Origin of the sequence: Paenibacillus sp. IITD108 (genome assembly GCF_036541265.1) — a bacterium.
In the GTDB taxonomy this organism is placed as follows: domain Bacteria; phylum Bacillota; class Bacilli; order Paenibacillales; family Paenibacillaceae; genus Pristimantibacillus.
Genome location: NZ_JAZHCT010000003.1, coordinates 1 through 26,020, shown reverse-complemented (window position 1 = coordinate 26,020; position 26,020 = coordinate 1). Strand labels below are relative to the sequence as shown.

18 protein-coding genes and 1 riboswitch are annotated in these 26,020 nt (G+C 45.9%); of the genes, 16 read left to right on the top strand and 2 right to left on the bottom strand.

Going from position 1 to position 26,020, the window contains the following annotated elements:
• Nucleotides 1-223: 223 nt before the first annotated feature.
• Complete coding sequence (locus V1L65_RS03165) at nucleotides 224-1,318, bottom strand: bifunctional 3-deoxy-7-phosphoheptulonate synthase/chorismate mutase (protein WP_331697614.1); 1,095 nt, start codon at nucleotides 1,316-1,318, stop codon at nucleotides 224-226.
• Nucleotides 1,319-2,621: 1,303 nt separating this feature from the next.
• Here V1L65_RS03165 and hpf point away from each other — a divergent pair.
• From hpf to argH, 10 genes are all read left to right on the top strand, one after another.
• Complete coding sequence (gene hpf / locus V1L65_RS03160; RefSeq protein WP_331697613.1) at nucleotides 2,622-3,170, top strand: ribosome hibernation-promoting factor, HPF/YfiA family; 549 nt, start codon at nucleotides 2,622-2,624, stop codon at nucleotides 3,168-3,170.
• A gap of 315 nt (nucleotides 3,171-3,485) precedes the next feature.
• Complete coding sequence (secA, locus tag V1L65_RS03155; RefSeq protein ID WP_331697612.1) at nucleotides 3,486-5,993, top strand: preprotein translocase subunit SecA; 2,508 nt, start codon at nucleotides 3,486-3,488, stop codon at nucleotides 5,991-5,993.
• 29 nt (nucleotides 5,994-6,022) lie between these two features.
• Nucleotides 6,023-7,130 (top strand): peptide chain release factor 2 gene (gene prfB / locus V1L65_RS03150; protein ID WP_331697611.1). Its coding sequence is split into 2 segments (ribosomal slippage): nucleotides 6,023-6,094 and nucleotides 6,096-7,130, totalling 1,107 coding nucleotides; the frame shifts between segments, so codons are not numbered across the junction.
• 482 nt (nucleotides 7,131-7,612) lie between these two features.
• A complete protein-coding gene (argC, locus tag V1L65_RS03145) occupies nucleotides 7,613-8,662 on the top strand; it encodes an N-acetyl-gamma-glutamyl-phosphate reductase (protein ID WP_331697610.1) in 1,050 nt (349 codons plus the stop codon).
• A gap of 37 nt (nucleotides 8,663-8,699) precedes the next feature.
• Complete coding sequence (gene argJ, locus V1L65_RS03140) at nucleotides 8,700-9,935, top strand: bifunctional ornithine acetyltransferase/N-acetylglutamate synthase (protein ID WP_331697609.1); 1,236 nt, start codon at nucleotides 8,700-8,702, stop codon at nucleotides 9,933-9,935.
• Nucleotides 9,936-9,993: 58 nt separating this feature from the next.
• On the top strand, nucleotides 9,994-10,779 hold the full coding sequence (argB, locus tag V1L65_RS03135; protein WP_331697608.1) for an acetylglutamate kinase: 786 nt from the start codon (nucleotides 9,994-9,996) through the stop codon (nucleotides 10,777-10,779).
• Between the two features lie 18 nt (nucleotides 10,780-10,797).
• Nucleotides 10,798-11,988 (top strand): acetylornithine transaminase, encoded by a 1,191-nt coding sequence (locus V1L65_RS03130; protein WP_331697607.1) that lies wholly within the window; start codon nucleotides 10,798-10,800, stop codon nucleotides 11,986-11,988.
• 68 nt (nucleotides 11,989-12,056) lie between these two features.
• A complete protein-coding gene (gene argF / locus V1L65_RS03125; protein WP_331697606.1) occupies nucleotides 12,057-13,013 on the top strand; it encodes an ornithine carbamoyltransferase in 957 nt (318 codons plus the stop codon).
• Between the two features lie 46 nt (nucleotides 13,014-13,059).
• Complete coding sequence (locus tag V1L65_RS03120; RefSeq protein WP_331697605.1) at nucleotides 13,060-14,295, top strand: argininosuccinate synthase; 1,236 nt, start codon at nucleotides 13,060-13,062, stop codon at nucleotides 14,293-14,295.
• A gap of 89 nt (nucleotides 14,296-14,384) precedes the next feature.
• Nucleotides 14,385-15,800, top strand: coding sequence for an argininosuccinate lyase (gene argH, locus V1L65_RS03115; protein ID WP_331697604.1), 1,416 nt, complete (start codon nucleotides 14,385-14,387; stop codon nucleotides 15,798-15,800).
• A 103-nt stretch (nucleotides 15,801-15,903) separates the two neighbouring features.
• Here argH and V1L65_RS03110 read toward each other — a convergent pair whose 3' ends face one another.
• On the bottom strand, nucleotides 15,904-17,457 hold the full coding sequence (locus tag V1L65_RS03110; RefSeq protein WP_331697603.1) for a VanW family protein: 1,554 nt from the start codon (nucleotides 17,455-17,457) through the stop codon (nucleotides 15,904-15,906).
• A 245-nt stretch (nucleotides 17,458-17,702) separates the two neighbouring features.
• Here V1L65_RS03110 and ftsE point away from each other — a divergent pair, with 245 nt between their 5' ends.
• The 6 genes from ftsE to V1L65_RS03080 all read left to right on the top strand — a co-directional run bounded on the left by ftsE (nucleotide 17,703) and on the right by V1L65_RS03080 (nucleotide 25,621).
• Nucleotides 17,703-18,389 carry a cell division ATP-binding protein FtsE gene (gene ftsE, locus V1L65_RS03105; RefSeq protein ID WP_331697602.1) on the top strand — a complete coding sequence of 229 codons (687 nt, stop codon included), beginning with the start codon at nucleotides 17,703-17,705 and terminating at the stop codon, nucleotides 18,387-18,389.
• Complete coding sequence (gene ftsX, locus V1L65_RS03100) at nucleotides 18,379-19,296, top strand: permease-like cell division protein FtsX (RefSeq protein ID WP_331697601.1); 918 nt, start codon at nucleotides 18,379-18,381, stop codon at nucleotides 19,294-19,296. Before ftsE ends, ftsX begins: the two co-directional genes overlap by 11 nt.
• A gap of 13 nt (nucleotides 19,297-19,309) precedes the next feature.
• Nucleotides 19,310-20,524, top strand: a complete 1,215-nt coding sequence (locus tag V1L65_RS03095; RefSeq protein ID WP_331697600.1) for a murein hydrolase activator EnvC family protein — start codon at nucleotides 19,310-19,312, stop codon at nucleotides 20,522-20,524.
• Between the two features lie 237 nt (nucleotides 20,525-20,761).
• The gene (locus V1L65_RS03090; protein ID WP_331697599.1) at nucleotides 20,762-22,237 is read left to right on the top strand and encodes a S41 family peptidase; all 1,476 of its coding nucleotides are present in this window, start codon (nucleotides 20,762-20,764) and stop codon (nucleotides 22,235-22,237) included.
• 428 nt (nucleotides 22,238-22,665) lie between these two features.
• On the top strand, nucleotides 22,666-23,961 hold the full coding sequence (locus V1L65_RS03085; RefSeq protein ID WP_331697598.1) for a PDZ domain-containing protein: 1,296 nt from the start codon (nucleotides 22,666-22,668) through the stop codon (nucleotides 23,959-23,961).
• 70 nt (nucleotides 23,962-24,031) lie between these two features.
• A riboswitch (cyclic di-GMP riboswitch) is annotated at nucleotides 24,032-24,120 on the top strand.
• Nucleotides 24,121-24,133: 13 nt separating this feature from the next.
• Complete coding sequence (locus tag V1L65_RS03080; RefSeq protein WP_331697597.1) at nucleotides 24,134-25,621, top strand: transglutaminase domain-containing protein; 1,488 nt, start codon at nucleotides 24,134-24,136, stop codon at nucleotides 25,619-25,621.
• The last annotated feature ends 399 nt before the right edge of the window (nucleotides 25,622-26,020 follow it).

The following is a 26,020-nucleotide window of genomic DNA, read 5'->3' as shown; positions in this document are numbered from 1 at the left end:
TTGGGATAGTCATGTTCACTGATGAAGCAAAGGAACAGAAATAATAAGAGAAATCAGTGCAACAGTGCATACCGGTTGTGTATAAAGGGGAAAGTTTTTGGTTACCCGAAGGTACTAGTTCTGTCAGAAGCAGGGAAAGAATAGCGTTTACTAGCCTAATTGAACAAGCAGCCTTTCTCTGTTTAAGCGGGGAAAGGCTGCTTGTTTTTAAGAAAGGGAATTGCTAAACGCCGCTAGACGCAGCTTGCTTCAGCAAGCCTGACGCTCTTACATCGCTCATGAAACGCTCGAACTCTGGAATATTAAGCTGTTGAGCTGCATCGGACAAAGCTACCGCAGGATTAGGATGCACTTCGACCATTATGCCGTCAGCACCTGCCGCAAGAGCCGCTTTGGCGCAAGGGGCCAGGATGTCTTTGCGGCCGGTGGAATGGGTAACATCGACCAGCACAGGCAGATGGCTCTCCTGCTTCAAGATCGGCACAGCTGAAATATCGAGCGTGTTGCGCGTTGCTTTTTCATAGGTGCGGATGCCGCGTTCAATCAGCATGACCTCGTTGTTGCCGCGTGAGACTATATATTCGGCAGCATGGATGAATTCATCGATCGTTGCAGCCAGCCCGCGTTTAAGCAGAATTGGTTTGCGTACGTCGCCTGCGGCTTTTAGCAGCTCGAAGTTCTGCATGTTGCGAGCGCCAATTTGAATAACATCAATATATTCGCAGGCCAGCTCTATGTGCGCAGGGTCAACGATTTCGCTAATCGTTTGGAGTCCGAATTCTTTAGAAACCTCTTTTAAAATTTTTAAGCCTTCAATGCCAAGGCCCTGGAAATCATACGGCGAGGTACGCGGCTTGAAAGCTCCTCCGCGCATAACGGTTACACCAGCTTTCTTCAGTGCAGCTGCAACCTCGCGTACCTGCTCATAGCTTTCTACAGAGCACGGGCCGGCAATCATGACCGGGGATTGGCCTCCAATTATTGTATCTCCGAGGGTGACCGCTGTGTCCTCTTGCTTTGCCATGCGGCTTACGAGCAGAGGCTTCTTTTGCTTAACCTCCTGCAGGTTAAGCGAATCTTTGAATATTTGCTTGAACAGCTGGCGGACGGCTTCATCCGTAAGCGGTCCTTTATTGCAGGCAACCAGCTCATCGAGCATCCGCTGCTCACGCACAGGATCGAACTTCAGCAGGTTATGTTTTTCCTTTTCCATTCCAATTTGCAAAGCGATCGCAGCTCTTTCCGATAACAGGTCAAGCAGCTTTATGTTGATTTCGTCGATTTTTCCACGTAATTGTGCCAAAGAGGGCTGGTTCATCATACATGCTCCTTTTCATCATTTATTTTAAATATATTGGATTAATTAATTATCTAGTTGTCTATACCATGTTAATTTGCAGGGTCGGTTCACACGGTCTGGCCAGACGCAAAAAGACTCCCCGCCGCAAGGGACGAGGAGTCGTGGTACCACCCTTATTAGATCAGCTATGAACAGTACTCCATTATTGGGGAGCTGTTATAGTCGAATCTCACTTGAACCTTTAACGCAGGGAACGGGATTCCTTAAAGGCGCATAGGCCAGCTCGGGAAACCAGCTCAGGAGTGAACTTCAGCAAAGTGCTCGCTCGGCTGCTCTCAGTCGGTGGCAAGCCGTTCCTGTCAGTTTGCAATTTTGCCTACTCTCTCCGTCATCGCTTTTTACAATTTACGTGCTGTAAGTTGCTTGCTTCTTCATTCTATTCACGAAACGTGCACATTGTTCAAGATATGATCAGCGAGCTGTAAAAAATAAAATAATAATTAGGATTGAAAGTATCATAAAGGAAGTGAAGTGTGTCCGTCAAGCCTTTCATTTAACGCGAACTTGCTGTACATGGCTAAAGTAAGGGAAAGCCTTATATAGTAATTATAAAAATATTGGAAAAAACGAAGACAATCGAAGGGGGAAACAAGCGGTTCTTCTTATCATTCATCGGTAAACGGCATTCCAAAGGACGGCGGAGCCGTTTATCCTTGAGACAATTTTTTAGCCTCATACATGGCAAATGTACAGGCACGATATTTGTCATGCTCATATGATGACATTAGTTCAGCAGAAAGGAGTTGATTCATATTTATTACAACAAGTGTTCCTGTTGCCCGCCTGTAAGCCCTATTTCTACAGAACCGACTACGTATGTTAAAAATATTTATCATCCGCAAATTGTACCTGTCATTCACCCTATTGAAATCGTCAATAAGCATATTTGCGTGCCAATTCCGAAACATATGTGCACCTATACAGTTAAACACGAATTTGCTGAATATAACGGCTACCCTAACCGCTCTAATTCTTCTCGCGGCAGACGGGGAAGATAAAAATATAATAGATCCTTTATTGCTTCTGCCGGCCGAGTCCGGCTTTTTTTTATTTTTTTATATAAGAAAGTACATGTGTTCACCTCATATTTGTTCCTATATTTCATTGGTAAACGTGTCTTTCCAGAGGACGGTGAAATCATTTATCCTTGTCCGTCACAGCATCTTCATAAGTTTTCAGAAAATTTAAAATAAATAAAAAACTCTTTTGTACAAGCTAAGAACATATGATATAATAAGAACATGTAAAGGAGGAGTGCCCCATGATGTACAACGTTCGAGGTCAACACTTTCAGGTAACAGAAGCATTGAGAGACTACGTCGAAAAGAAACTCAGCCGACTGGAGAAATATTTTGAAGCATCAGTCGCCTCCGAAATTAACGTAACACTATCCGTAACGAAAGGGCAGCATACGGTAGAAGTGACCATTCCAATGGTTGGCACTGGCACTATGCTAAGAGCTGAAGAGAAAAGCGAGGATATGTATGCTTCAATAGATGTCGTTGTTGACAAGCTGGAACGGCAAATTAGAAAGCATAAAACCAAAATCAACCGCAAATTCCGCCAAGGCACTGGCATAAAGACCCTGTTTAGGGAGGAAGGTTCTGCAGTAAGCGTGCTGGAAGAAGATGAGCTGGAGCTTGTTCGCACGAAGCGTTTTACACTTAAGCCAATGGATGTAGAGGAAGCTATTCTGCAGATGAATATGATTGGACATAACTTTTTCGTCTTTGCCAATGCAGACAACAAGGAAGTCAACGTAGTCTACAGGCGCAATGACGGGAAGTACGGACTTATTGAGCAAGGTTAATAGGTGAGACATAATACAATAAACCAGCCCTGCCCCCTTGCGGAGCAGGGCTTTCCTGTGATTATAGCAGCAGATATATGCAAATGATGGAATAAAGGGCAGTAATATGAGAATTGATACATTGCGGCACCGTCTACAAACTGTTACAATTTAAAGCAAATAAGAAGAAACGCATCGGCGTCATTGACTAGGGCGCACGGCTTTCTCGTATAAATATAAGGATAATCATGTATATAATTGTTATACATTCTTATATTTTAAGAAGAAACGCTGATAATTATAAACAAAGAGGCCTAACTGTGAAAGGGGAAAACCATGCTCGGACTTGTAAAGAAGATTTTCGGTGATGCAAACGAACGCGAGGTAAAACGACTGCTTCGTACAGTGGAAGAAATAAACGCGATGGAATCTAAATTCACAGCCCTATCGGATGATGCTTTGCGAGCGAAGACGGACGAATTCAAAGCACGTATCGAGAAAGGTGAGGAGTTGGATAAGCTTTTGCCAGAAGCTTTTGCTACTGTGCGTGAAGCGTCCAAACGTACGCTTGGCATGAGGCATTTTGATGTACAGCTGCTGGGCGGCATGGTGCTGCATGAAGGCAAGATTGCGGAGATGAAGACAGGGGAAGGTAAAACATTAGTTGCCACCTTGCCTGTTTACTTGAACGCGCTTTTGGGCAAAGGCGTTCACGTTGTAACGGTTAACAATTATTTGGCTCAGCGCGACAGTGAAATAATGGGCCAGCTTTACAATTTCCTTGGCATGACTGTTGGCTGCAATCTGCATGGCTTGTCTCATGATGAGAAGCAGGCAGCATACGCATGCGATATTACTTATGGTACAAATAATGAATTTGGATTCGATTACTTGCGCGATAATATGGTGCTTTACAAAGAACAGATGGTTCAAAGACCGCTGTACTTCTCTATTATTGACGAGGTTGACTCCATTCTAATAGATGAAGCGCGTACGCCGCTTATTATTTCCGGACAAGCCGCAAAGTCTACAGAGCTGTATCATTCAGCTGACCGTTTTGTCAGCCGTTTGAAACAAGATGAGGACTATACGGTTGATGTGAAGCTTCGCAATGTTATTTTGACAGAAGCGGGTGTAGAGAAAGCAGAACGTGCCTTCCACATTGAAAACCTGTTTGATCATGCTAACGTGACCGTTAATCACCATATTCAGCAAGCATTAAAAGCTCATGTTATTATGAAGCGCGATGTCGATTATGTTGTGCAGGAAGATGAGGTCGTTATTGTCGATGAATTTACAGGACGTCTCATGTCCGGCCGCCGTTATAGCGATGGTCTTCATCAGGCAATTGAGGCAAAAGAACAGCTTAAGGTGCAAAATGAAAGCATGACGCTGGCAACGATTACGTTCCAGAACTATTTCCGTATGTACCGCAAGCTGGCTGGCATGACGGGTACAGCTAAGACGGAGGAAGAAGAATTCCGCCGTATTTACGGTCTTGATGTTATTCAGGTTCCGACGAATCGTACAATGATCCGCAAAGATATGCCAGACGTTGTCTACAAGAGTGAAAACGGCAAGTTCAAGGCTGTTGTTGAGGAAATTGTGACGCGTCACGGCAATAATCAGCCTGTGCTGGTTGGTACAATATCCATTGAAAATTCTGAAAAGCTATCCGATATGCTCCGCCGTCGCGGAGTAGCGCACAAGGTGCTCAATGCAAAGTTCCATGCGGAGGAAGCGGAAATTATTTCTCGCGCAGGCCAGGCTGGCTCGGTAACGATAGCTACCAATATGGCTGGCCGCGGTACGGATATTCTTCTTGGAGATTCTGTTCCTGATCTGGGCGGTCTGCATATTATCGGTACTGAGCGTCATGAGAGCAGACGGATCGATAATCAGCTGCGCGGTCGTGCTGGCCGTCAGGGCGACCCAGGTTCCTCGCAGTTTTACTTGTCGCTTGAGGATGAGCTGATGCGTCGTTTCGGCTCTGAGAATATTATGACAATGATGGATCGTCTTGGCCTCGAAGAGGATCAGCCGATTGAAAGCCGTATGATCTCCCGCGCGGTTGAGTCCGCTCAGAAGCGCGTAGAGGGCAGCAACTTCGATACGCGTAAAGTTGTTTTGCAATATGACGATGTTATGAATCAGCAGCGTGAAGTTATTTACAAGCAGCGCCGTGCGATTTTGGAGTCAGACAATATTCGTGCTGAAGTTATGGATATGCTTGTGCCGACTATCGAGAAGATCGTAGAAGCGCATTGTGTCGAGGATATCCCGGAAGAATGGGATTTGCAGTCCATTGTAGATTATGTGCATGCTACTTTCCTTGAGGAAGGTTCGATTACACGAGATGATCTATGGGGCAAAGAGAAGGAAGAAATTGTTGAGCTGATTAAGGAAAAGGTAGTGGCATACTACGATCAGCGCGAGCAAGAGCTTGGCGAAGAGATGATGCGTGAATTCGAAAAGGTTGTTGTGCTTCGCGCAGTAGACAGCAAATGGATGGATCATATCGATGCGATGGATCAGCTGCGTCAAGGTATTCACTTGCGCGCTTACGGCGGAACAGATCCTCTTCGCGAATATCAATTTGAAGGCTTTGAGATGTTCAAAGAAATGATCGAAAGCATTCAAGAGGAAGTTTCCAAATATATTATGAAGGCTCGCGTCGAGAGCAACCTGGAGCGCCAAGAGGTTGTGAAGGGACAGACGACTTCGACAAGCGGCGGCGGAGAAACGCAGGAAAAGCGTCCGGTCAAGCGTGAAGAGCGTATAGGACGCAATGATCCATGCCCATGCGGCAGCGGCAAAAAGTATAAATTCTGCCACGGACAATAAGCAATTTATTTTGAGGAGAAGCGGAAGCTATGATCGATATTACGGTAAAGCAAGAATTGCGCGAAATGGCAAAGCGTCTCCAAGAGCTCAGGGGGTCTCTTTGACCTCGATCTGAAGCAGGAGATGATTGCTAATTTTGAGGAAAAAATGAGTGCGCCTGATTTTTGGGATGACAATGATCGCGCACAAGGCATTATTAGCGAGCTGAACGCGATTAAATCTGTTGTAGAGCAGTACGATCGCCTGAATAACGAGCTTGAGGATTTGCAGATGATGCTGGAGCTGGCGGAAGAAGAAGGCGATGAATCGCTGGAGGGTGAGCTTGCCAGCGGCGTGCATGCGCTCCATGAGCAGGTAAGCGCCTTTGAGCTGCAGCTATTGCTCAACCAGCCATATGACCGGATGAATGCTTTTTTGGAGCTTCATCCGGGCGCGGGCGGTACAGAATCACAGGACTGGGGCCTGATGCTGTACCGGATGTATACGCGCTGGGCAGAGAAGCGCGGCTTCAAGGTGGAGCTGCTTGATTATTTGCCAGGTGATGAAGCAGGCATCAAAAGTGTGACGATGCTGATTAAGGGCTATAACGCATACGGCTATTTGAAAGCAGAAAAGGGCGTTCATCGTTTGGTGCGCATTTCGCCGTTTGATTCCAATGGCCGTCGTCATACTTCCTTCGTTTCCTGTGATGTTATGCCCGAAATCGATGATTCCATCGAAATTGAGATTCGCACGGAAGACTTGAAGGTAGATACGTACCGCGCCAGCGGAGCAGGCGGACAGCACGTTAATAAAACGGAGTCGGCAATCAGAATTACGCATATTCCAACCGGTATTATCGTGGCCTGTCAGCAGGAGCGATCACAGATTGCCAACCGTGATCGCGCGATGAAGATGCTTCGCTCCAAGCTTTACGAGCGCAAGATTGAGGAGCAGGCGAAGCAGCTTGCGGAAATTCGCGGCGAGCAGTCCGATATTGCATGGGGTAGCCAAATTCGCTCCTACGTGTTCCATCCTTACAGCATGGTGAAGGATCACCGCACTTCAGTCGAGACAGGCAATGTTGGCGCTGTGATGGACGGAGATTTGGATATGTTTATCGATGGATATTTGCGCAGCCAGATCAAGCACGATTAATAATAGCCTCGGCTAGGATAAATTGCAGCCTTCGAAAAGTAAAACCATTATGTGGTTTGCTTTTCGGGGGCTGTTTTTTATTGCCGAAGTTTATTACCAAATGGGCAATTATATACGGAAAACCATACAAAACGGCTGAGGTCGCGGTCAAATAGAGCGATTATATACGAAAATTCACACAAAGCCGTCTAAGTCGCGGTCAATATTTGACAGTATTAAAGTATGAAAGGTGTTATTTACGGCGCGAAATGAATACAATATCGCCATAAACAAACATTGTATTAATATGTGACCGGATGTATAATAATACAATATACAGGAGAGTTGATTATCTACACGAATCGATATTTCCATCAAGTGCGGAATGTTGTACAATTATAATTTAGTGATAATAGTTCAAACAGGCTGTTTAATTATAGATGAAGAAGCGGCTGATTCGGCTAAAGCTGAAGCAGCTGTCAATCCGGATGGGAGAGAGGGACATGAGCAAGAAATTAGGAGTAGCTATTGTCGGTTCAACAGGTTATGGCGGAGTGGAGCTGATTCGTTTGCTAGCTTCACATCCGCAGGCAGAGATTACATCTTTAATCTCTTCGTCCAGTGCGGGCACGCCGTTTACGGACGGATTTCCTCATTTGATCAATATTCGTGAGGAGCTGCTTGATGATGTGGATCCTGCTTTGATTAAAACGAAAGCAGATGTTGTATTTTTGGCAACGCCTGCTGGAGTAGCTTCAAAAATTGCGCCGCAGTTTTTGGAGGCAGGGCTTAAAGTTATCGATCTTTCGGGCGATTTCCGCTTGAAGGATACGGCGGTGTACGAAGAGTGGTATAAAAAGCCTGCAGCACAGGAGCCATACTTAAGCCAGGCTGTTTTCGGATTATCTGAAATCTATGGTGAAAATGTAAAAGGGGCTTCCTTTATTTCCAATCCTGGCTGCTATCCGACAGCTACGCTGCTTGGTCTTGTTCCGGCAGTCAAAGCAGGCTGGATTGATCCTGCTTCTATTATTGTTGATGCCAAGTCCGGGGTATCCGGCGCGGGAAGGGGCGTTTCTCTTGGCACTCACTATTCGGAGCTTAATGAAAATTTCAAAGCTTACAAGCTGAATAAGCATCAGCATGTGCCTGAAATCGAGATGGTATTGTCCGATGCAGCGGGCAAGCCGGTTGTGACGACTTTTTCTACTCATTTAGTGCCGATGACTCGCGGTATTATGTCGACCATTTATGCAACGGTGCAAGGCGAGCACAGCACACAGGACTTTATAGATATGTACAAAGGCTTCTATGAAGGCCGCAGCTTTGTAAGAATCAGACCTGCGGGTCAATGGCCATCTACAAAGGAAGTTTGGGGCTCCAACTATTGTGATATCGGCTTTGATTATGATGCGCGCACAAATCGCGTAACGATCATTTCTGTTATAGATAACCTCGTAAAAGGTGCAGCAGGGCAAGCGATTCAAAACTTAAATCTAATGATGGGCTGGGATGAGTCGCTAGGTCTGCAATTCGTTCCTGCTTATCCATAAGAAAAGCATTATAGGATAGAAGGGACAAGATTCCAAAATGGGACAGCAGCAGGCATTATTTTCAATTGTTGAAGACGGTTCGGTAACGTCGCCAAAAGGCTTCCGCGCAGGCGGCTTGCATTGCGGCTTGAAGAAATCTACACGCCATGATTTAGGCGCTATTGTATGCGAGGTGCCGGCTGCAGCAGCAGGCGTATATACGCTCAATGTATTTCAAGCCGCGCCTATTCTTGTTACAAAGCAAAGCATAGGCAGCGGCGGCTTGCTGCGCGCTGTCATCGTAAACAGCGGCAATGCGAATGCTTGCACAGGCAAGCAAGGCGAAGAGGATGCTTTTGAGATGCGCAATCGTTTTGCCGAAGCAATCGGCGTGTCGTCTGAGCAGGTTGCCGTTGCGTCGACAGGCGTCATTGGCGAGCCGCTCAAGATGGATAAACTGCGCAGCGGTATTGATACGCTTAAAGATCAATTGCATGTCGGAATGGAAGCTTCCGAGCATTTTTGCCAAGCGATTCTGACTACGGATTTAGTTCAAAAAATGATTTGCGTGAAGCTGGAAATAGACGGTCAGGTCGTTCATATTTCAGGCGCGGCGAAAGGCTCCGGCATGATTGCGCCTAACATGGCCACTATGCTTGGCTTCGTTACTACAGATGCCAAGATAGGCAGCACAGCGCTTGAGCAGCTGCTGCGCCAAGCGACGGATTTGACCTTTAATATGATTACTGTGGATGGCGATACTAGCACAAATGATATGCTGGTAGCTATGGCTAGCGGTCTTGCGGACAATAATGAACTGACAGCTGCCCATCCGGCTTGGGATGCTTTTGCGGCGGCTTTGACCTATGTGTGCGAGTATTTGGCCAAAGCGATCGCTCGCGATGGAGAAGGAGCAACCAAGCTTGTTGAGGTTAATGTCCGCGGTGCTGCTAATGATCAAGCAGCTCAAGCAATCGCCAAAACAATTGTAGGCTCTTCTCTCGTAAAATCAGCCGTATTTGGCGCAGATGCGAATTGGGGCCGTATTATTGCCGCGATTGGACGTTCCGGTCAGACGGTTAACCCGGCTACCGTAGATATTGCTTTGGGCTCTATTATGACGCTTGAGCAATCACGCCCTATTAAATTTGATGAGGATCTGGCTTTAGAATATTTGAAGGGCGATACAGTAGTCATCAATGTAGATTTGCATATGGCAGATGGCCAGGCGACAGCTTGGGGCTGCGATTTGACTTATGATTATGTTCGTATCAATGCGGCATATCGAACTTAATATTATTTAATAAAATGTAAAAACTAAGTGAGTTGCATGTTGAACGGGGGATTGGAACGTGGAGCAGCGGTTTGTAATGAAGTGCGGCGGAAGCACGCTTGCAGCATTGCCGGACAGTTTCTTCGATGAGCTGCGCGCATTGCAGCAGGATGCAATCAAGCCTGTAATTGTCCATGGCGGCGGTCCGGCTATATCTGAGACGCTGACGAAGCTTGGTATCGAAAGTGAGTTTGTGAATGGCCTTCGCAAAACTAGCGATGCCGTATTGGATGTCGTAGAGATGGTGCTTGCTGGCCGCATTAATAAGGAGATTGTTCGCAAAATCGAGCAAAATGGAGCGAAAGCGCTCGGACTTTCTGGCGTTGACGGACGTTTAATTATAGCTAAACCAGTTGCCAATGCGAACGAGGTTGGCTTTGTAGGCGATGTGGTTGCAGTTGAATCGGCAATTATTGAGGGCATTATGAAGATGGGGTATATCCCAGTCATTGCTCCAATCGGTATTGACGGGGAAGGTCAGCGCTACAATATTAACGCGGATACAGCTGCGGGCGCGGTTGCTTCTTTTCTCGATGTAGAACGGATGATTGTCGTAACTGATGTGCCGGGCATTATGAAAAAAATAGATGGCGAGCTTGTTACTCTGCCTGTCGTAACTGTTGCGCAAATTGAGGAAATGATCGTCTCGGGCGATATATACGGCGGTATGATTCCGAAGGTTCGCGCTGCTATACAGTGTATTCAAGGCAAGGTGCGAGAAGTTGTCATTGTAAGCGGCCAAGAGCCGGGAGTGTTGACCAAAGCGGTACGTGAGGGCGGAGTCGGCACACGCATTATTAGATAAGAAGGGCGGAGAAGAGTAATGTCAACAGAGAAAACGGCTGCTGAAGCGTTGCTTCCTACCTACGCCAGATTCCCGCTTGCTTTAGTCAAGGGAGAAGGCAGCTGGCTGTGGGACGATCAGGGCAAAAAGTATTTGGATTTTATGAGCGGTATTGCCGTTACGAATCTAGGCCATGCACCTGCGCGCATCAAGGAAGCTTTGAACAAGCAGCTTGATGAGCTATGGCATGTTTCCAATTTGTTTCAAATCCCGAATCAGCAGGAAGCAGGCAAGCTGATTACGGACAATAGCTGCGGCGACGCGGTATTTTTCTGCAACTCTGGAGCGGAAGCGAATGAAGCGGCAATCAAGCTTGCCCGCCGTTATCAGCAGCTTGTTAAGCAGAACGGGCGCTTTGAAATTATAACCTTCGAGCAATCCTTCCACGGCCGTACGCTGGCTACTTTGACAGCAACTGGCCAGGCAAAGGTGAAGGAAGGCTTTGCGCCGCTTCCAGGCGGCTTCAAAACGATTCCTCTTAATGATTATGCAGTGCTGGAAAGTGCAATAAGCGACCAGACTGCTGCCGTTATGCTGGAGCTCGTTCAAGCGGAAGGCGGCATTCATCCGGTTGATGCCGATTATTTGAATAGGCTTGCCGCATTATGCAAGAAGGAAGGCATCCTGCTGATTGTAGATGAAATTCAAACCGGCATGGGCCGTACGGGCAAGTTGTTTGCTCATGAGCATTATGGCATTGAACCAGATATTTTCACATTGGCCAAAGGGCTTGGCAGCGGCTTCCCTGTGGGCGCAATGGTTGCCAAGGAAGAGCTGCGCGAAGGCTTTAGCGCCGGCAGTCACGGCTCCACCTTTGGCGGAACACCGATTGCTACGGCAGTGGTGAAAGCGACGATTGAGACAATGGTGGAAGAGAATATACCGGCTAACGCCGCTAAGCAAGGCGATTATTTAATGGGTCAGCTGCGCGAGAAGCTGGCTGGCAATTCTTTTGTGGAAGAGGTACGCGGATTAGGTCTGCTTGTAGGTATAGCTTGCAAAGCACCTGTTGGTGATATTGTAGTAAAGGCTCAGAATGAGGGTCTTCTTATTATTACTGCCGGTCCTAATGTGCTTCGTCTGCTTCCGAATCTGCTAGTTACAAATGATGAAATTGATACAGCAGTACAAATTTTAGTGAAATTAATAGATGAAGCGGCAGCACAGTGACGTTGTTCGCAGCAGCTTATACGGATCGAGGCTTCCATATAGCTGCGCAGTGAAAGGGAGGCAGAATCATGCAATTTTTGAATGAAGAGATGGCCCAAAGCTTGAAAGGGCGCGATTTTTTAATGCTGGTCGACTATAAGCCGGAAGAGATTCGTTACCTTATCGATCTAGCTATTGATTTAAAAACAAAACAAAAGGCCGGAGAAATCTATCACCCGCTCAAAGGCAAAACGCTCGGCATGATTTTTGAAAAATCGTCGACTCGTACGCGCGTATCCTTCGAGGTTGGCATGTATCAGCTAGGCGGTCAAGGTTTGTTCCTAAGCGGCAACGACTTGCAGCTTGGACGCGGTGAAACGATTTGGGATACAGCACAGACGCTATCCCGTTACTTGGACGGCATTATGATTCGCACCTTTGCTCACCGTAATGTAGTAGAGCTGGCGCGCGGCGCAACTATTCCCGTTATTAACGGACTGACTGATCTTTCTCACCCTTGCCAGGCGCTTGCGGACTATCAGACGATTTTGGAGAAAAAAGGGCGTTTGGAAGGAATTAAAATCGCATATGTAGGCGATGGCAACAATGTCGTTCATTCGCTTATGATGGGCGGAGCCAAGCTTGGCATGCACGTTGCAATTGCAACGCCGGAGGGCTATGAGCCGGATGCTGATTTGGTTAAGCAAACACAAGCAAATGCAGCAGAAACCGGTTCTACGGTAACGGTATACCGCGATCCGAAGGAAGCTATTGCAGATGCTGACGTTATCTATACGGATGTATGGGCCAGCATGGGGCAAGAGGCGGAGCAGAAGGAACGCGAGATTGCATTCTCTGCTTATCAAGTGAATGAGGAGCTTGTGAAATACGCAAAGCCGGATTATCTGTTTATGCATTGCTTGCCTGCACATCGTGGCGAGGAAGTAAGCGAAGGTATTATCGATGGCGATCATTCCATTATTTTCGATCAGGCCGAAAATCGCCTGCATGCACAAAAAGCGATTATGGCAGCGATTATGTCCTAATGATTCGTAGAGGTTGACCATTCAATTTAGAAGGGAAGTAACGAATATGGCAAAACAAAAAATAGTACTCGCCTATTCCGGCGGCTTGGATACATCTATTATTTTGAAATGGCTAAAAGAAACCTATGATGCTGAGATCATCGCTTTCACAGCCGATATCGGCCAAAAGGAAGAGCTTGACGGGCTGGAGGCAAAGGCGCTGGCAACTGGTGCTTCCAAGGTTTATATTGATGATTTGACGGAAGAATTCGCAAAAGATTTCATTTTCCCAATGTTCCAGGCAGGAGCTTTGTATGAGGGCCAATATTTGCTAGGTACGTCTATTGCTCGTCCGCTGATTGCGAAGCGCATGGTTGAAATTGCTCGCGCAGAAGGCGCGACTATGATTGCGCATGGCGCAACAGGCAAAGGTAACGACCAGGTTCGTTTTGAGCTTAACGCGGCGGCGCTTGCTCCGGAAATTAAAGTGGTTGCTCCTTGGCGCCTTGAGTCTTTCCGTGAGCAATTCCCTGGCCGTGCAGAGATGATTGCATACGCTGAAAAGCATGGCATTCCAGTAACTGCTTCTGCAGCGAAGCCTTATTCGACTGACCGCAACTTGCTGCATATCAGCTTTGAGAGCGGCATGCTTGAAGATCCTTGGTTCGATCCAAGCTCAGAAGAAAATGAAGCGATGTATGTGCTTAGCGTATCGCCAGAGCGTGCTCCTGATCAAGCGGAGTATATCGAATTGACGTTCGACAAAGGGAATTGCACCGCAATCAATGGCGAGCAAATGAACCCTCTTCAAGTGATGGAGAAGCTTAATGAGCTTGGCGGCAAACACGGTATCGGACGCGTTGATATGGTCGAAAACCGCTTTGTAGGCATGAAGAGCCGCGGCGTATATGAAACACCAGGCGGAACTATTCTTTTCACCGCTCATCGTAAAATGGAGTCCTTGACGATGGACCGTGAGGTTATGCATCTTCGCGATTCTCTAATTGCCAAGTACAGCCAGCTTGTATACAATGGCTTCTGGTTTGCGCCAGAGCGTCTGGCTATGCAGGCACTAGTAACAGAATCCCAGAAAAATGTGAGCGGGGTTGTCCGCTTGAAGCTATATAAAGGCAATGTAATCGGTGCGGGCGTGAAGAGCCCTGTCAGCCTGTACAACCCGGATATTGCTACAATGGAAGCAGATCCTTCACAGGCTTACGATCAAGGCGATGCAACAGGCTTTATTAACCTGAATGCCCTTCGCTTGAAAGTATCCTCAGGCGTAGAGCAAAGCAAAAACTAATTAGCCGGAATGTGACGGAAGCTGACTATGCCGCTTGATAAAGCGCATATGCGGCTTCCGTCCCTTGCGTCCGGAAGGGAGAGCTTGGAATGAGTAAATTATGGGGCGGCCGGTTTACGAAAAAAACGGACCAGCTGGTTGAAGAATATACAGCATCCATCATGTTTGACAAGGAACTGGCTGAAGAGGATATTGAAGGCAGTCTGGCCCATGTGACGATGCTTGGCAAGCAAGGGATATTGCCTGTTGAGGATGTGGAAACGATTAAAGCAGGCTTGCAGCGCGTGCTTGAGCGTGTGAAGGCTGGCGATATCGAGTTCACGATTGGCGATGAAGATATTCATATGAATATTGAGAAGGCGCTTATCGATGATGTTGGCAGCGTAGGCGGCAAGCTGCATACGGGCAGAAGCCGTAATGATCAGGTGGCAACCGATATGCATCTTTGGCTTCGCAAGCGTGTAGTAGAGTTCGTCGACATGCTGTATAAACTGCAGTCTGCTTTGATCGAGCAGGCTAAGGCAAATGCCGACACTATTCTGCCTGGATATACGCATTTGCAGCGCGCACAGCCGATTTTGTTTGCCCATCATATGATGGCGTATGTGTCGATGTTTGGACGCGATATCGAGCGCTTGCAGGATAGCTACAAGCGTATTAATGTACTTCCGCTTGGTGCAGGAGCGCTTGCGGGAACGACGTTCCCGATCGATCGTCATTTTGTAGCGAGCCAGCTTAAATTTGACCGTGTTTATGAAAACAGCCTTGACGCAGTAAGCGATCGAGATTTTATATTGGAGTTCTTATCGCATGCCTCTATCATTATGATGCATTTGTCTCGCTTGAGCGAGGAGCTTATTATGTGGTCCAGCACAGAGTTTAATTTTGTCGAGCTTGATGATGCGTTCTGCACAGGCAGCAGCATTATGCCGCAAAAGAAAAATCCCGATGTGCCGGAGCTTGTCCGAGGTAAAACTGGACGCGTGTATGGCAATCTGATGGGCCTTTTTACAGTGCTGAAGTCGCTTCCGCTAGCGTATAACAAGGACATGCAGGAAGACAAAGAAGGCATGTTCGATACCGTGAAGACGATGCAAGGTGCGCTTCAATTGTTTGCGCCAATGGTTGCAACGATGAAGGTGAACAAGGACCGTATGCGCCAAGCCGTCAATCAGGACTTCTCTAATGCGACAGATATAGCTGATTTCCTAGTCGGCAAGGGCATGCCTTTCCGCCAAGCGCATGAGGTTATCGGCAAAACGGTGCTTTACTGCATTCAGCAAAACAAATATTTGCTTGATTTGACGCTGGATGAATTCAAGCAATTTTCCGAGCTGTTCGATGACCGCATCTATGACGTGCTTCAGCCGGAGCAAGTTGTCAACGCCCGCAATGTTTACGGCGGAACAGCGAAGCCGCAGGTGCTTGAAGCTATCGCTCGCGCGGAGTCGGCTGCCGAAGCGACTGCTGCTTGGGTAATAGAATATACGGAACGCAGCAATTAATAAAAGCAAAGTCGTATGAATCCATTAAAGGATCCATACGACTTTTTTCAAATTATAAGTTTTCACAATAAACTTGTTCTTATATATCCTTCTGCAGATATAATTATATGCCGTCCTCCAGCAGACCGCCGTTTGTTTCTGTCCGTGTTTGGTTTAATGGTGAAGGAGTTGCTTCAGGAGAAGGCGTGACAATTCGAGAGGTTTGAACCGGATTGCCCGGCACTGGAGCATTAGGTCCATATTCAATGATAACAGGCTGTGCGCGGTAAGTATCCCGAGACACGCGTTCGCGCGATACCTCCTTGCCGTCACGCAGCAGGATACGGTAGGTTTCTACAACATAGCCCTGCTTGCCGGCATCCTTAGTAACCGTTTTGCCAGGTGCAAGGTTAGGGTTAAGAGTGCGTACGACTTCTGGCGAAACAGTTTTAACCGTACTAGATTCGATTTCGTAGCGTTCATTGCTGGGCATCGTTCCGATTAGCTTAACGGTAAGCTTGCGATTTTCGACATGCGTGCGTATTAAAAGCTGCTTGCCAGTAGAATTGCGAAAGCGAAAGTCTATCGCATCCCCTGCATAGGTTGCATCATGCCCAAGCGGCATATAGGCAACCGGAAGGGAATGGTTGCGCCGTTCAACGATCGTAAGGCCGCTGCGGAGCACGGCTTGATAAAGAGTGCTGGATACTTGGCATATCCCTCCGCCTACTCCCGGCACAAACTTGCCATTTAATATAACAGGTGCTTCCTTTAAAGTAAATTGCTCCTCCAGCTTTTTCACTAAGGTGCTATAGGCAAATTCCTCATCCGGCTCGAGCAGCCAATCATGCAGTACACTGGCGGCCGCCGTAACGTTATAGGCTCTTCCTTCGCCGCTCGTTAAAAATTCTGTCGAAAACGACATAATGACTCTGTCCAAGCCTAGTTCTTTAAGGCTTTCTACCGTTACTTCAGGCTCGATTTCTTCGACCGGGAGCACGGAATGGAAGCTTGCATTTACAAGAGGCGGAAGTTTGCTGCCGCTTGTATTATTCTTTGTTTTCGCTTGCTCATCGTTGTCCTCATTCAACGGCTCGATCATCCATACGGACAACTGCTGGGCAACCTCCTGGACATTTAGCCTGAATGCATTTTTATGCGGCTCATACAGCACAGTGTCATCATCAGTAATAATTCTTTTGGCATCTACAGGCTGATCCTTCTCCATCCATCCCCACTGTTGGCGCAGCAGCGTTTCGAACAGGTATTGATCCCATTTTTGCGTCATAGGGAAGCTTTTTGGAAAATGATAGCGATACTCGGCACGTTCCCATATGGAACCCCTGTTTAATTGGTCCAAAGCTTTAAGTACTTCGTCAAACTCAGCTTCATAACCGAATTGCTGCGCCGTCCATTGGCTGCTCTTTGCAACCTCCTGCTTTAAGCCTTGTACAGGCATAATATCAATTTGAATGGAACGGCTTCCCAGCAATTTTTTGTATTGCTCCAGCAAGCCTTTTGCCTCCTCGATGTTCATGCCGCCTATACTTAAGCCTCCAGCGTAAACATTTTGCGGTACGGTTTGCTGCTTGGCATAATTCCATAGAAACCCCCAGCCAACTGTTATCAGCAGTAGTAACGAAGTGCACAAAATAAATATAAGGTGAAATTTTTTCATCCCATTCCCCACTTTCTTTCAGCCGCATTATCGGTATGCTTAATACGTAATCAGAAGATTATACAAAGCTATTGTTATATATATGCCGCTGCCAAGCTAAGCTTTCATCGGTACTTTCGGCATAATAATTCGACAAATCCTTCAAAAATGAGAATTGTGAAAAAAGCTGAAACAGAGCTTTTTGTGAAGGAATTAGCCGCACTCTGTCGAAATAATAATATTGACTCTTAACAGGATGTGATATTGTGATCGAAATGCACGACATTTGGAAAACCTACACCGATGGAACGCATGCCTTGCGTGGTGTTTCGGTTCGAATTGATAGTAATGAATTTGTTTATCTCGTTGGTCCCTCTGGTGCAGGCAAGTCTACTTTTATGAAGCTGATCTATCGTGAGGAAATTCCTACAAAGGGACAAATCTCAGTGAGCGGCTTTAATATAGGCAAGTTAAAAACAAGAAAGATTCCTTATGTTAGAAGAAATATTGGTGTCATATTTCAAGATTTCCGATTGCTGCCTCAACTTAGCGTATTCGAGAATGTAGCATTTGCTATGGAAGTCATAGAGGCGCCGCGGCGAATTATTAAGAAGCGAACGATGGAGGTTTTAGAGCTTGTAGGTTTGCAGCATAAGCATGCCAGCCTGCCGTCTCAGCTGTCAGGCGGTGAGCAGCAGCGGGTATCGATTGCCAGAGCGATTGTGAACAATCCTTCCGTTATCGTGGCGGACGAACCAACAGGAAATCTTGATCCGGATACGTCCATCGGCATCATGAACCTGCTGGAGGAAATTAACTATCGCGGCTCTACGATTGTTATGGCTACCCACAACAAAGAAATAGTAAACAGTATTCGCAAGCGTGTTATCGCTATCGAGAACGGTGTAATCGTTCGGGATGAAGCGAGAGGGGAGTACGGGTATGAAGTTTAGTACACTGCTCCGACATGTGCGCGAAGGCGCCAAGAGCATATGGCGCAATGGCTGGATGTCCTTCGCTTCAATAAGCTCCATGTTTATATCACTTATAATTCTAGGCATTTTTATGCTGCTGGCTATGAATATGAACCATATTGCAGATCAATTTGAAAGCAAGGTTCAAATACGCGTATATCTCCAAATGGATGTTGCAGAAGAAAAAATAACAGAACTGCAAAACAAAATCGGCAATTTGCCCGAGGTTAGCAAGGTAACGCTTGTTACAAAAGAAGAAGGTCTCGAGATGCTGCGAAAAGCTATGGGAGATGAAAATATGGGTTTGTTAGAAGGTTACGAGGATGATAAAAATCCGCTGCCGTTTTCCTTCACCGTAGAAGTATACGACCCGCAAACTGTAGAACAAACCGCAGAACAAATTTCAACCATTAACCGCTTGGACAGTAATGAGCCTATCCACCGCATTAAATATGGACAAGGAACAGTTGAAAAGCTGTTCAAAATTACAAATACAGTACGCAATGTGGGCTTTATTATAGTCATTGGATTGGCTGTAACAGCAATTTTCCTTATTTCAAACACAATCAAAATGACCATTGTAGCAAGAAGAAGAGAGATTGGCATTATGAAGCTGGTCGGAGCAACGAATGCTTTTATACGTTGGCCGTTTTTTATAGAAGGCGCGCTGATCGGAGTAGTCAGCTCTATTATTACAGCTGTTGTGATTTGGTTCGGTTATGCCGAAATCTTCAAGCTTATGCAGCTGGATCTGTCACTGCTAATGATTAGTATGGTGCCAGTACGCGAGGCGATGTACATAACCTCAGTAACTTTGATTGCACTAGGTTCAGTAATAGGCATATGGGGAAGTACAATATCAGTTCGAAAGTACTTGAAAGTGTAGGTGGGAGAATAGAATGAAAAGACTAGCAGCGGTATTAATTGCCATAACTTTAGTGGTCGCATTTGCTGTGCAGTTATCTCAGTCTGAAGCAACCTCATTGTCTCAAATCGAAAAGGATATCGCAGCGGCGAAGCAAAAAATCAAAAACGCAGAACGAAAAGCGGCTCAAGCAGAAAAAGATGCTCATTATGCCGAAAGCCAAAAGAAAAATATATCTGCTAAAAAAGAAGATTTGCAAAAGGAAATTACTAAAATTTTGTCTGAAATTGATAAAGTAGGACAAGAAAAAATAGAGATGGAAACTAAGATTGAGCAGAAGAACGAAGAGGTTATCGCTACCGGCGTTGAGCTCGAGCAGGCAGAGGAGCGTATTGTAAAACGCGATGAGCTGCTGCAATCTCGTATGCGCCTCATGTATACGAATGGCTTCGTTTCTTACGTAGATGTTTTGCTTAGCTCCACTAGCTTTAGTGATTTTCTGGACCGGTTTGATGCGCTTCAATCCATATTGAATCAAGACCGCGATATTTTGGACGAGCATAAAAAGGATAAGGAGCTTGTCGTTCTGAAGAAGAAGGAAGTTGAGCTTCAACTGCTTGAAGTAAAAGAATTATACTATGAGCTGGAAATCAAACAAGCTGATTTGATAAAAAAAGAGAATGAAAAAGAAACGTTAATCGCTTCTTATAATAGTAACCTGCAAGAGCTGGATGAAGCTTTAGAAGGTTTTGAGTCGATAACTGAGGAGCAGGAGAAGCTGCTTGTAGCTTTGGCAGCAGAAGTGTCCAAGCTGAACACACAAAAAAATAAAATCAAAAATCCATACACAGGCGGAAAGCTTGGCATGCCAATTGATAGCGGCTATCGTGTTACCTCTAACTTCGGAACTCGTATTCACCCTATTACGAAGAAGAAACATACACATACGGGCATCGATTTTGGAGCGCCGTCAGGCACGCCGATTTATGCTGCTGAGAGTGGAGTAGTCATCGTATCCCAGTGGTGGGGCGGTTATGGGAATTGTGTTATTATTGATCATGGCAATGGCCTATGGACGCTGTACGGACATATACGCAATGGCGGCTTGCTTGTCGATAAAGGAGATACGGTTAAAAAAGGACAGCAAATCGCAGAAGTGGGTAATACAGGAAATTCTACAGGCCCTCACTTGCACTTTGAGGTGCGTAAAAATGAGGTTGCTGTAAATCCAGGCGGTTATTTAAAATAATATATTAATAAAAGCGGCAGCCCGTGTGGCTGCCTTTATTTTCAATATAAAGAAAAGTATCAATTTCATTCTTATGCCGGTTCGTCCCTGGCTGAGACGGGGCTGCGAGTCATTCTTGTAATGCATTATTATAACGAACAACGGAGTGGCGCTTCTTGTTTTTTTAATATTTCTGGTACAATTGTCATATAATAATTAGGTCAAGCATGCTGGAGAAGATGAAGGTGGTGTTACGTTTTGCAATTTAAAGGTCGTTCCGTCTTTTTGGTTGTCATGATTACAATGCTAGCGACAGTGCTTATTACGTTAATAGTAACTGATCGGCTTATGCAATCAAGCGAACCAAAGCCTGCAGTTGTTGCTGCTGCTGCATCGCCTGGCAAAAGCAACTATAGTTTAAGTTCGGACGAGCTTACTAAGCTGAATGCTGTAATGGAGCTAATTGAAACAAAGTATTATTCCAAGGTTGAACGCGAGGATGTTTTTAACGGTGCAATCAGCGGAATGATGGCCGCGTTGAACGATCCATATTCCGTATATATGGAGGAAAATGTTGCAAGACATTTCTCGGAATCGATCGAAGGCTCGTTCACAGGCATAGGTGCAGAGGTAACGTTGGAGAACAGCCGGGTTGTCGTTGTGTCGCCGATCAAAGGCTCGCCAGCCGAGAAGTCAGGACTGCTCGCTAAAGATATTATATTATCTGTTAACGGCGAAGCGCTTGATGGGTTAAGCTTGCAGGAGGCTGTATCAAAAATTAGAGGCCCTAAAGGCTCGAAGGCAAAGCTGTCTGTACAACGAAGCGGCTTGTCTGAGCCGATTCAGCTAGTCCTGGTACGCGATGATATCGATATCGAAACGGTGTATGCAGAGCTGCAACCTGATGGAATAGGCGTGATCGAAATTAGGCAGTTTTCAATGCATACGGGAGAGCGTTTTGCAGAGGAACTGACAAAGCTTGAGAGTCAGGGCATGAAAGGCCTAGTTATTGATGTGCGCAACAATCCAGGCGGCGTATTGCCTGTTGTTGTTGATATTGCCCAGCATATGATGAAGCCTAATGATATTGTAGTTCAAGTCGAGGACCGCGATGGCAATCGCGAGCAAACACGCGCTGAAGGCGGCGAGTTGAAAACATACCCGATTTCCGTGCTCATTAACAAAGGAAGCGCCAGCGCTTCCGAGATTCTAGCAGGCGCCCTGCAGGAGAGCTCCGGAGCGTATGTTATGGGAGAACAATCTTTCGGCAAGGGAACCGTGCAAGTGAGCTATAACAAAGCGCTTGGCGATGGCAGCCTGCTTAAAATGACAATTGCCAAGTGGCTGACGCCGAAGGGCAACTGGATCCATGAAAAAGGCATTCAGCCTAATAAGGTGATTACGCCACCAGAGCTGTATACAGTAGCTCGTATCGCCTATAAGCAGCCTCTTACAAAAGATACGATAAGCGAGCAAAACCGCAGCGCCCAAATTATGCTGAACGGGCTTGGATTTGAAACGGGAAGAGCCGACGGCTATTTTGACGACAAAACAGAGCAAGCAGTCATTCAATTCCAGAAGAAGCATAGCCTTAAAGCTAGCGGGATTATTGATGAGAATACGACAGCTGCGCTTGAAAAATCAGTTATTGCCTGGATTCAAGATAAAAATAATGATCTGCAGCTGCAAGCCGCAATCGATTGGATCCAGCAAGCGAGAGCAGGAAAAAAATAATAAACGTCGAATTAATAAAAGGTTGGCCTCTTTTGAGCGCCAGCCTTTTTTGAAAATAATACAACAGCGGTCGGAACGGACAGGACTTGAATCTAACGAAGATTAAATGCTCTATTTGGCGAAAATCAGCTAGTTTAAAAATATAACGAAGATCAGTTGCGCTATGTGTGAACTTTCCACTCATTTTGGCACAGTTAGGAGCAAATAAGGGCGAATATCTTCGTTAGATTTCAAAAAGGCGCTTTTTAGACGAAATAGCGCTCTCACGATTCGTTAGATCATTTGATTGACTTCGTAGGTAAACGCGCTCGTCCACAGGACGACGGAAGCCGTTTATCCTTGATAAAACGTGCCCGTTTTACGATTTTCCGTATACCGTTTTTTTGATATTTTGCGTGCTTAAAGTCCGTATACTAGGAGTGCTTGCATTGAATACAATAATCAGTTGGTTGGGACAATTCGGCGAAGCATTGTTGCAGCTAGTTACACAGCCTTTTTACTATTTGGCCATACTTTTTATCGTGCTGCAAATGACAAGGCAAATGAGATTAGAGCGGCAAATGTTTGCAGTCAAGCTTCATGACTGGAAAGCTCTGACCATCAAAGCTATTTTTGCTGGTCTTGTGATTGGTATTGCCGCATCAATCATTGGTATATGGATCGGTGCAGCTTTAACAGCTTCGGCTTTGTTATGGCTGTGGGGGATAGCGGCAGTGCTGCTGCTCATTCGCGTAAGGTATTTATGTTTTGCATACAGTTCTGGCCTTATTGCTATTCTGCAATGGGGATTCAGCTTTACTCCGCTAGCAGAGCGTGAGGATTGGCTGGGTTCAGTAGTGAAATCTTTGACAGAAATAGAAGCGGCGTCTTTATTGTTGCTCGTTGCCTTACTGCATCTTGCAGAAGCACTGCTAGTACGCTGGCAAGGCTCCAACTTGTCAACACCGCTTTTTCTAGAGGGCAAACGAGGCAAGCTTGTAGGGGGGTATATGCTGCAAGGATTCTGGCCTGTTCCTTTATTTTTGGTAGTGCCAGCAGCGAGCGGCGGCTTGACCTTGCCCTGGGATCCGCTTTTTTCGCTAGGCAGCGGTCATAGCAACTGGACGATAATTGCATTTCCGGTCATGATAGGCTTTACTGAGCTGACACGTTCTATGCTGCCGGAGCAAAAAGCGAAAGCGGCATCCAATAAGCTTATTATTTACAGCATAATTATTGTGGTGCTTGCTATTGCTGCTTGGCAGTGGACGCCAGTGCTGCCAGTTGCAGCTGCTGCGGCTATTTTACTGCATGAATGGATGGTATGGAGCAGCCAGCGTCATGAAAATGCCCGTTCACCTCTATACGTACATGACAGCAGAGGCTTGCGCATACTTGGCATAGTGCCTCATACGCCTGCTCATACGATGGGTCTGCTGCCCGGAGAAATTATTGTAAAGGTTAACGGCGAAAAGGTGTATACAAAGGAACAGCTGTATGCAGCCCTCATGATAAATCCTGCTTTTTGCAAGCTTGAGGTGCTTAATAGAGAGGGAGAAATGAAGTTTGCGCAGCGCGCACGCTATGCCGGAGAACACCATCAGCTAGGGGTAATACTGGCACCGGACGAGCAGGCAACATACTATGCACAAGAAAGCCGAAATCTTTCTTTGCTAGGAATGTTGAAATCTGCACGTACTGCAAATCGACGTAAAATTTTTACAAATCATAGTGATATTGAGTAGCAAAATATGCTAAAATAGTAGTATAAATTTCAATTAATAGATTAGTAGAGTGAATGGTAAAACGACACTCAAACGATAATGGCAAACCCGCCGAAAGCCGGGGACGCAAAGCTAAAGGGCCTCAATCTCTATTTTGAGAAGTGGCAGCCAGCTACCGAAAGGGGAAGTCGACGTGAAGCTGACTAAACGTATTCAACAGCTGTATTCATTATGGGGAAAGAAACTCATTGCCACATCGATTGCACTAACAGTGGCGGCTTCTGCAGCGCCTATCGCTGCTTCAGCTTCGGCAGTAGTACAGTTCAAGGATACAAAAAACTTCTGGGCTGCTGAATCTATTGATTGGGCAGTAGGCCAAGGTATTGTTAATGGTTATTCTGATGGTACATTCAGACCTAATAATAAAGTAACGCAAGCAGAGTTTTTAAGCATGCTGCTTCGCGCGTTTGAAGTAGATGGCCTGCAGCGTAAAGAGAATGCCGCGTGGGACGAGCCTGTTTGGCAGTATGCCAAACAGATGAACTGGGATTTGAAAGATCGTTACGCAGCTGTAAGCCGTGGCGGAGTAGCAACGATTATAGGCAATGCGCTTGGTTATGCATGTTCAACGAATGAGAACATCCAACTGCTCTATGACTATAATTTGTCGAATGGAAAGCATAGCAAAACAATCGAAGGCTATGCAGCTAACGATGGGCTTACTCGCGCAGAAGCGGTTGTGTTTTTACGCAATGTAAAGGCATCAGTAAGCGATCTAAAAGCAAAGCCTGCAAGTGCTGCTCCAGCATGTCCGGCCATAGAAGATCCAAATGCAGAGATTACGCCTTTAAAGCCGCAAGCTCAAGGCAATTATAAAGTATCAACAACAGTCACGAATCAAAGTAAGATTATATTAAGTGGATCGTTTGCCTTAGAGCGTGCTGTTTTAGTCCGCATTACAAAAGGCAAAACAGAAGAAAAGGAAGTTTACGTATCCAAAGGCAAGAAGCTTGAAGTTCCTATTTTCTTGCGCCACGGAGCGGGCTCCTATAAAGTTGAAATTTACGAGAAGGATGTAAATGCTTCTGGCAGCTATAAGAGTGTCGTATGGGGCGATACAGCATTTACAGTAACTAATAAAGATACGAGAGATTGGCAGTATTTGCTGCCTACACAATATGCAGAGAGCGATCATCCAACTATTATTGCTCTAGCTGAGAAGATTACTAAGGGACTAACTACAGATCTTGAGAAAACAAAAGCTATTCATGATTGGGTAGCCAAAAATATTGCTTACGATGTGAAAAGCTATTTGGGCAATGATCTAGTTAATTACTCAGCGATAGATACATTAAACCGTAAAGAAGCGATTTGCAGCGGCTATGTGCATCTTACAGCAGCGCTCAACCGTTCAATAGGCATTAAAACTAGAATTATTAACGGTACAGCCATCTGGGCAGAGGATGGAGAAACTTGGTCCAACACTACTAAGCAAGATAATCATGCTTGGGTAGAAGTGTTGGTTGGCGGCAAATGGGTCATTCAAGATCCGACATGGAATGCCGGCTATGTTGATTTTGACAAGCAAGTATTCAACTTCAAATATAGCGATAAGTATTTCAATCCTACAGCACAACAATTTGCACTAACGCATCGCAAAACAGAAGAAAGCCCATTCTAAAATAATGTTAATCCCAGCCTGGATAGGATCCGGTTGGGATTTTTTTTTGAATTATAAGAATTTGGAAGTTTGTGATCCTACTGATGCGGACACTGATGACCGTTAGCGCTCATTTTTCGCCAACTTCCACTTTCTAGCGGTCAGAAATGTCCGTTAGCGGGAAAAAAGCTAGAGAATCCAACGGGATCTTCTTCTAACGGTCATAAGTGTCCCGCATATGCAACAAAAAGACTACTTTTTGGTTCTAATGGTCATTTATGACCGTAACGCAAATAGCTTCGCATCTTTTGTTCTTTACACACGATGGCGACAAGTTAGGTCGCCAATAGGTGAGCTGCCCACAATTGTACATATAAAAGAACCCTCACAGCCAATTCAAGGCTGGAGGGTTCTTTCACT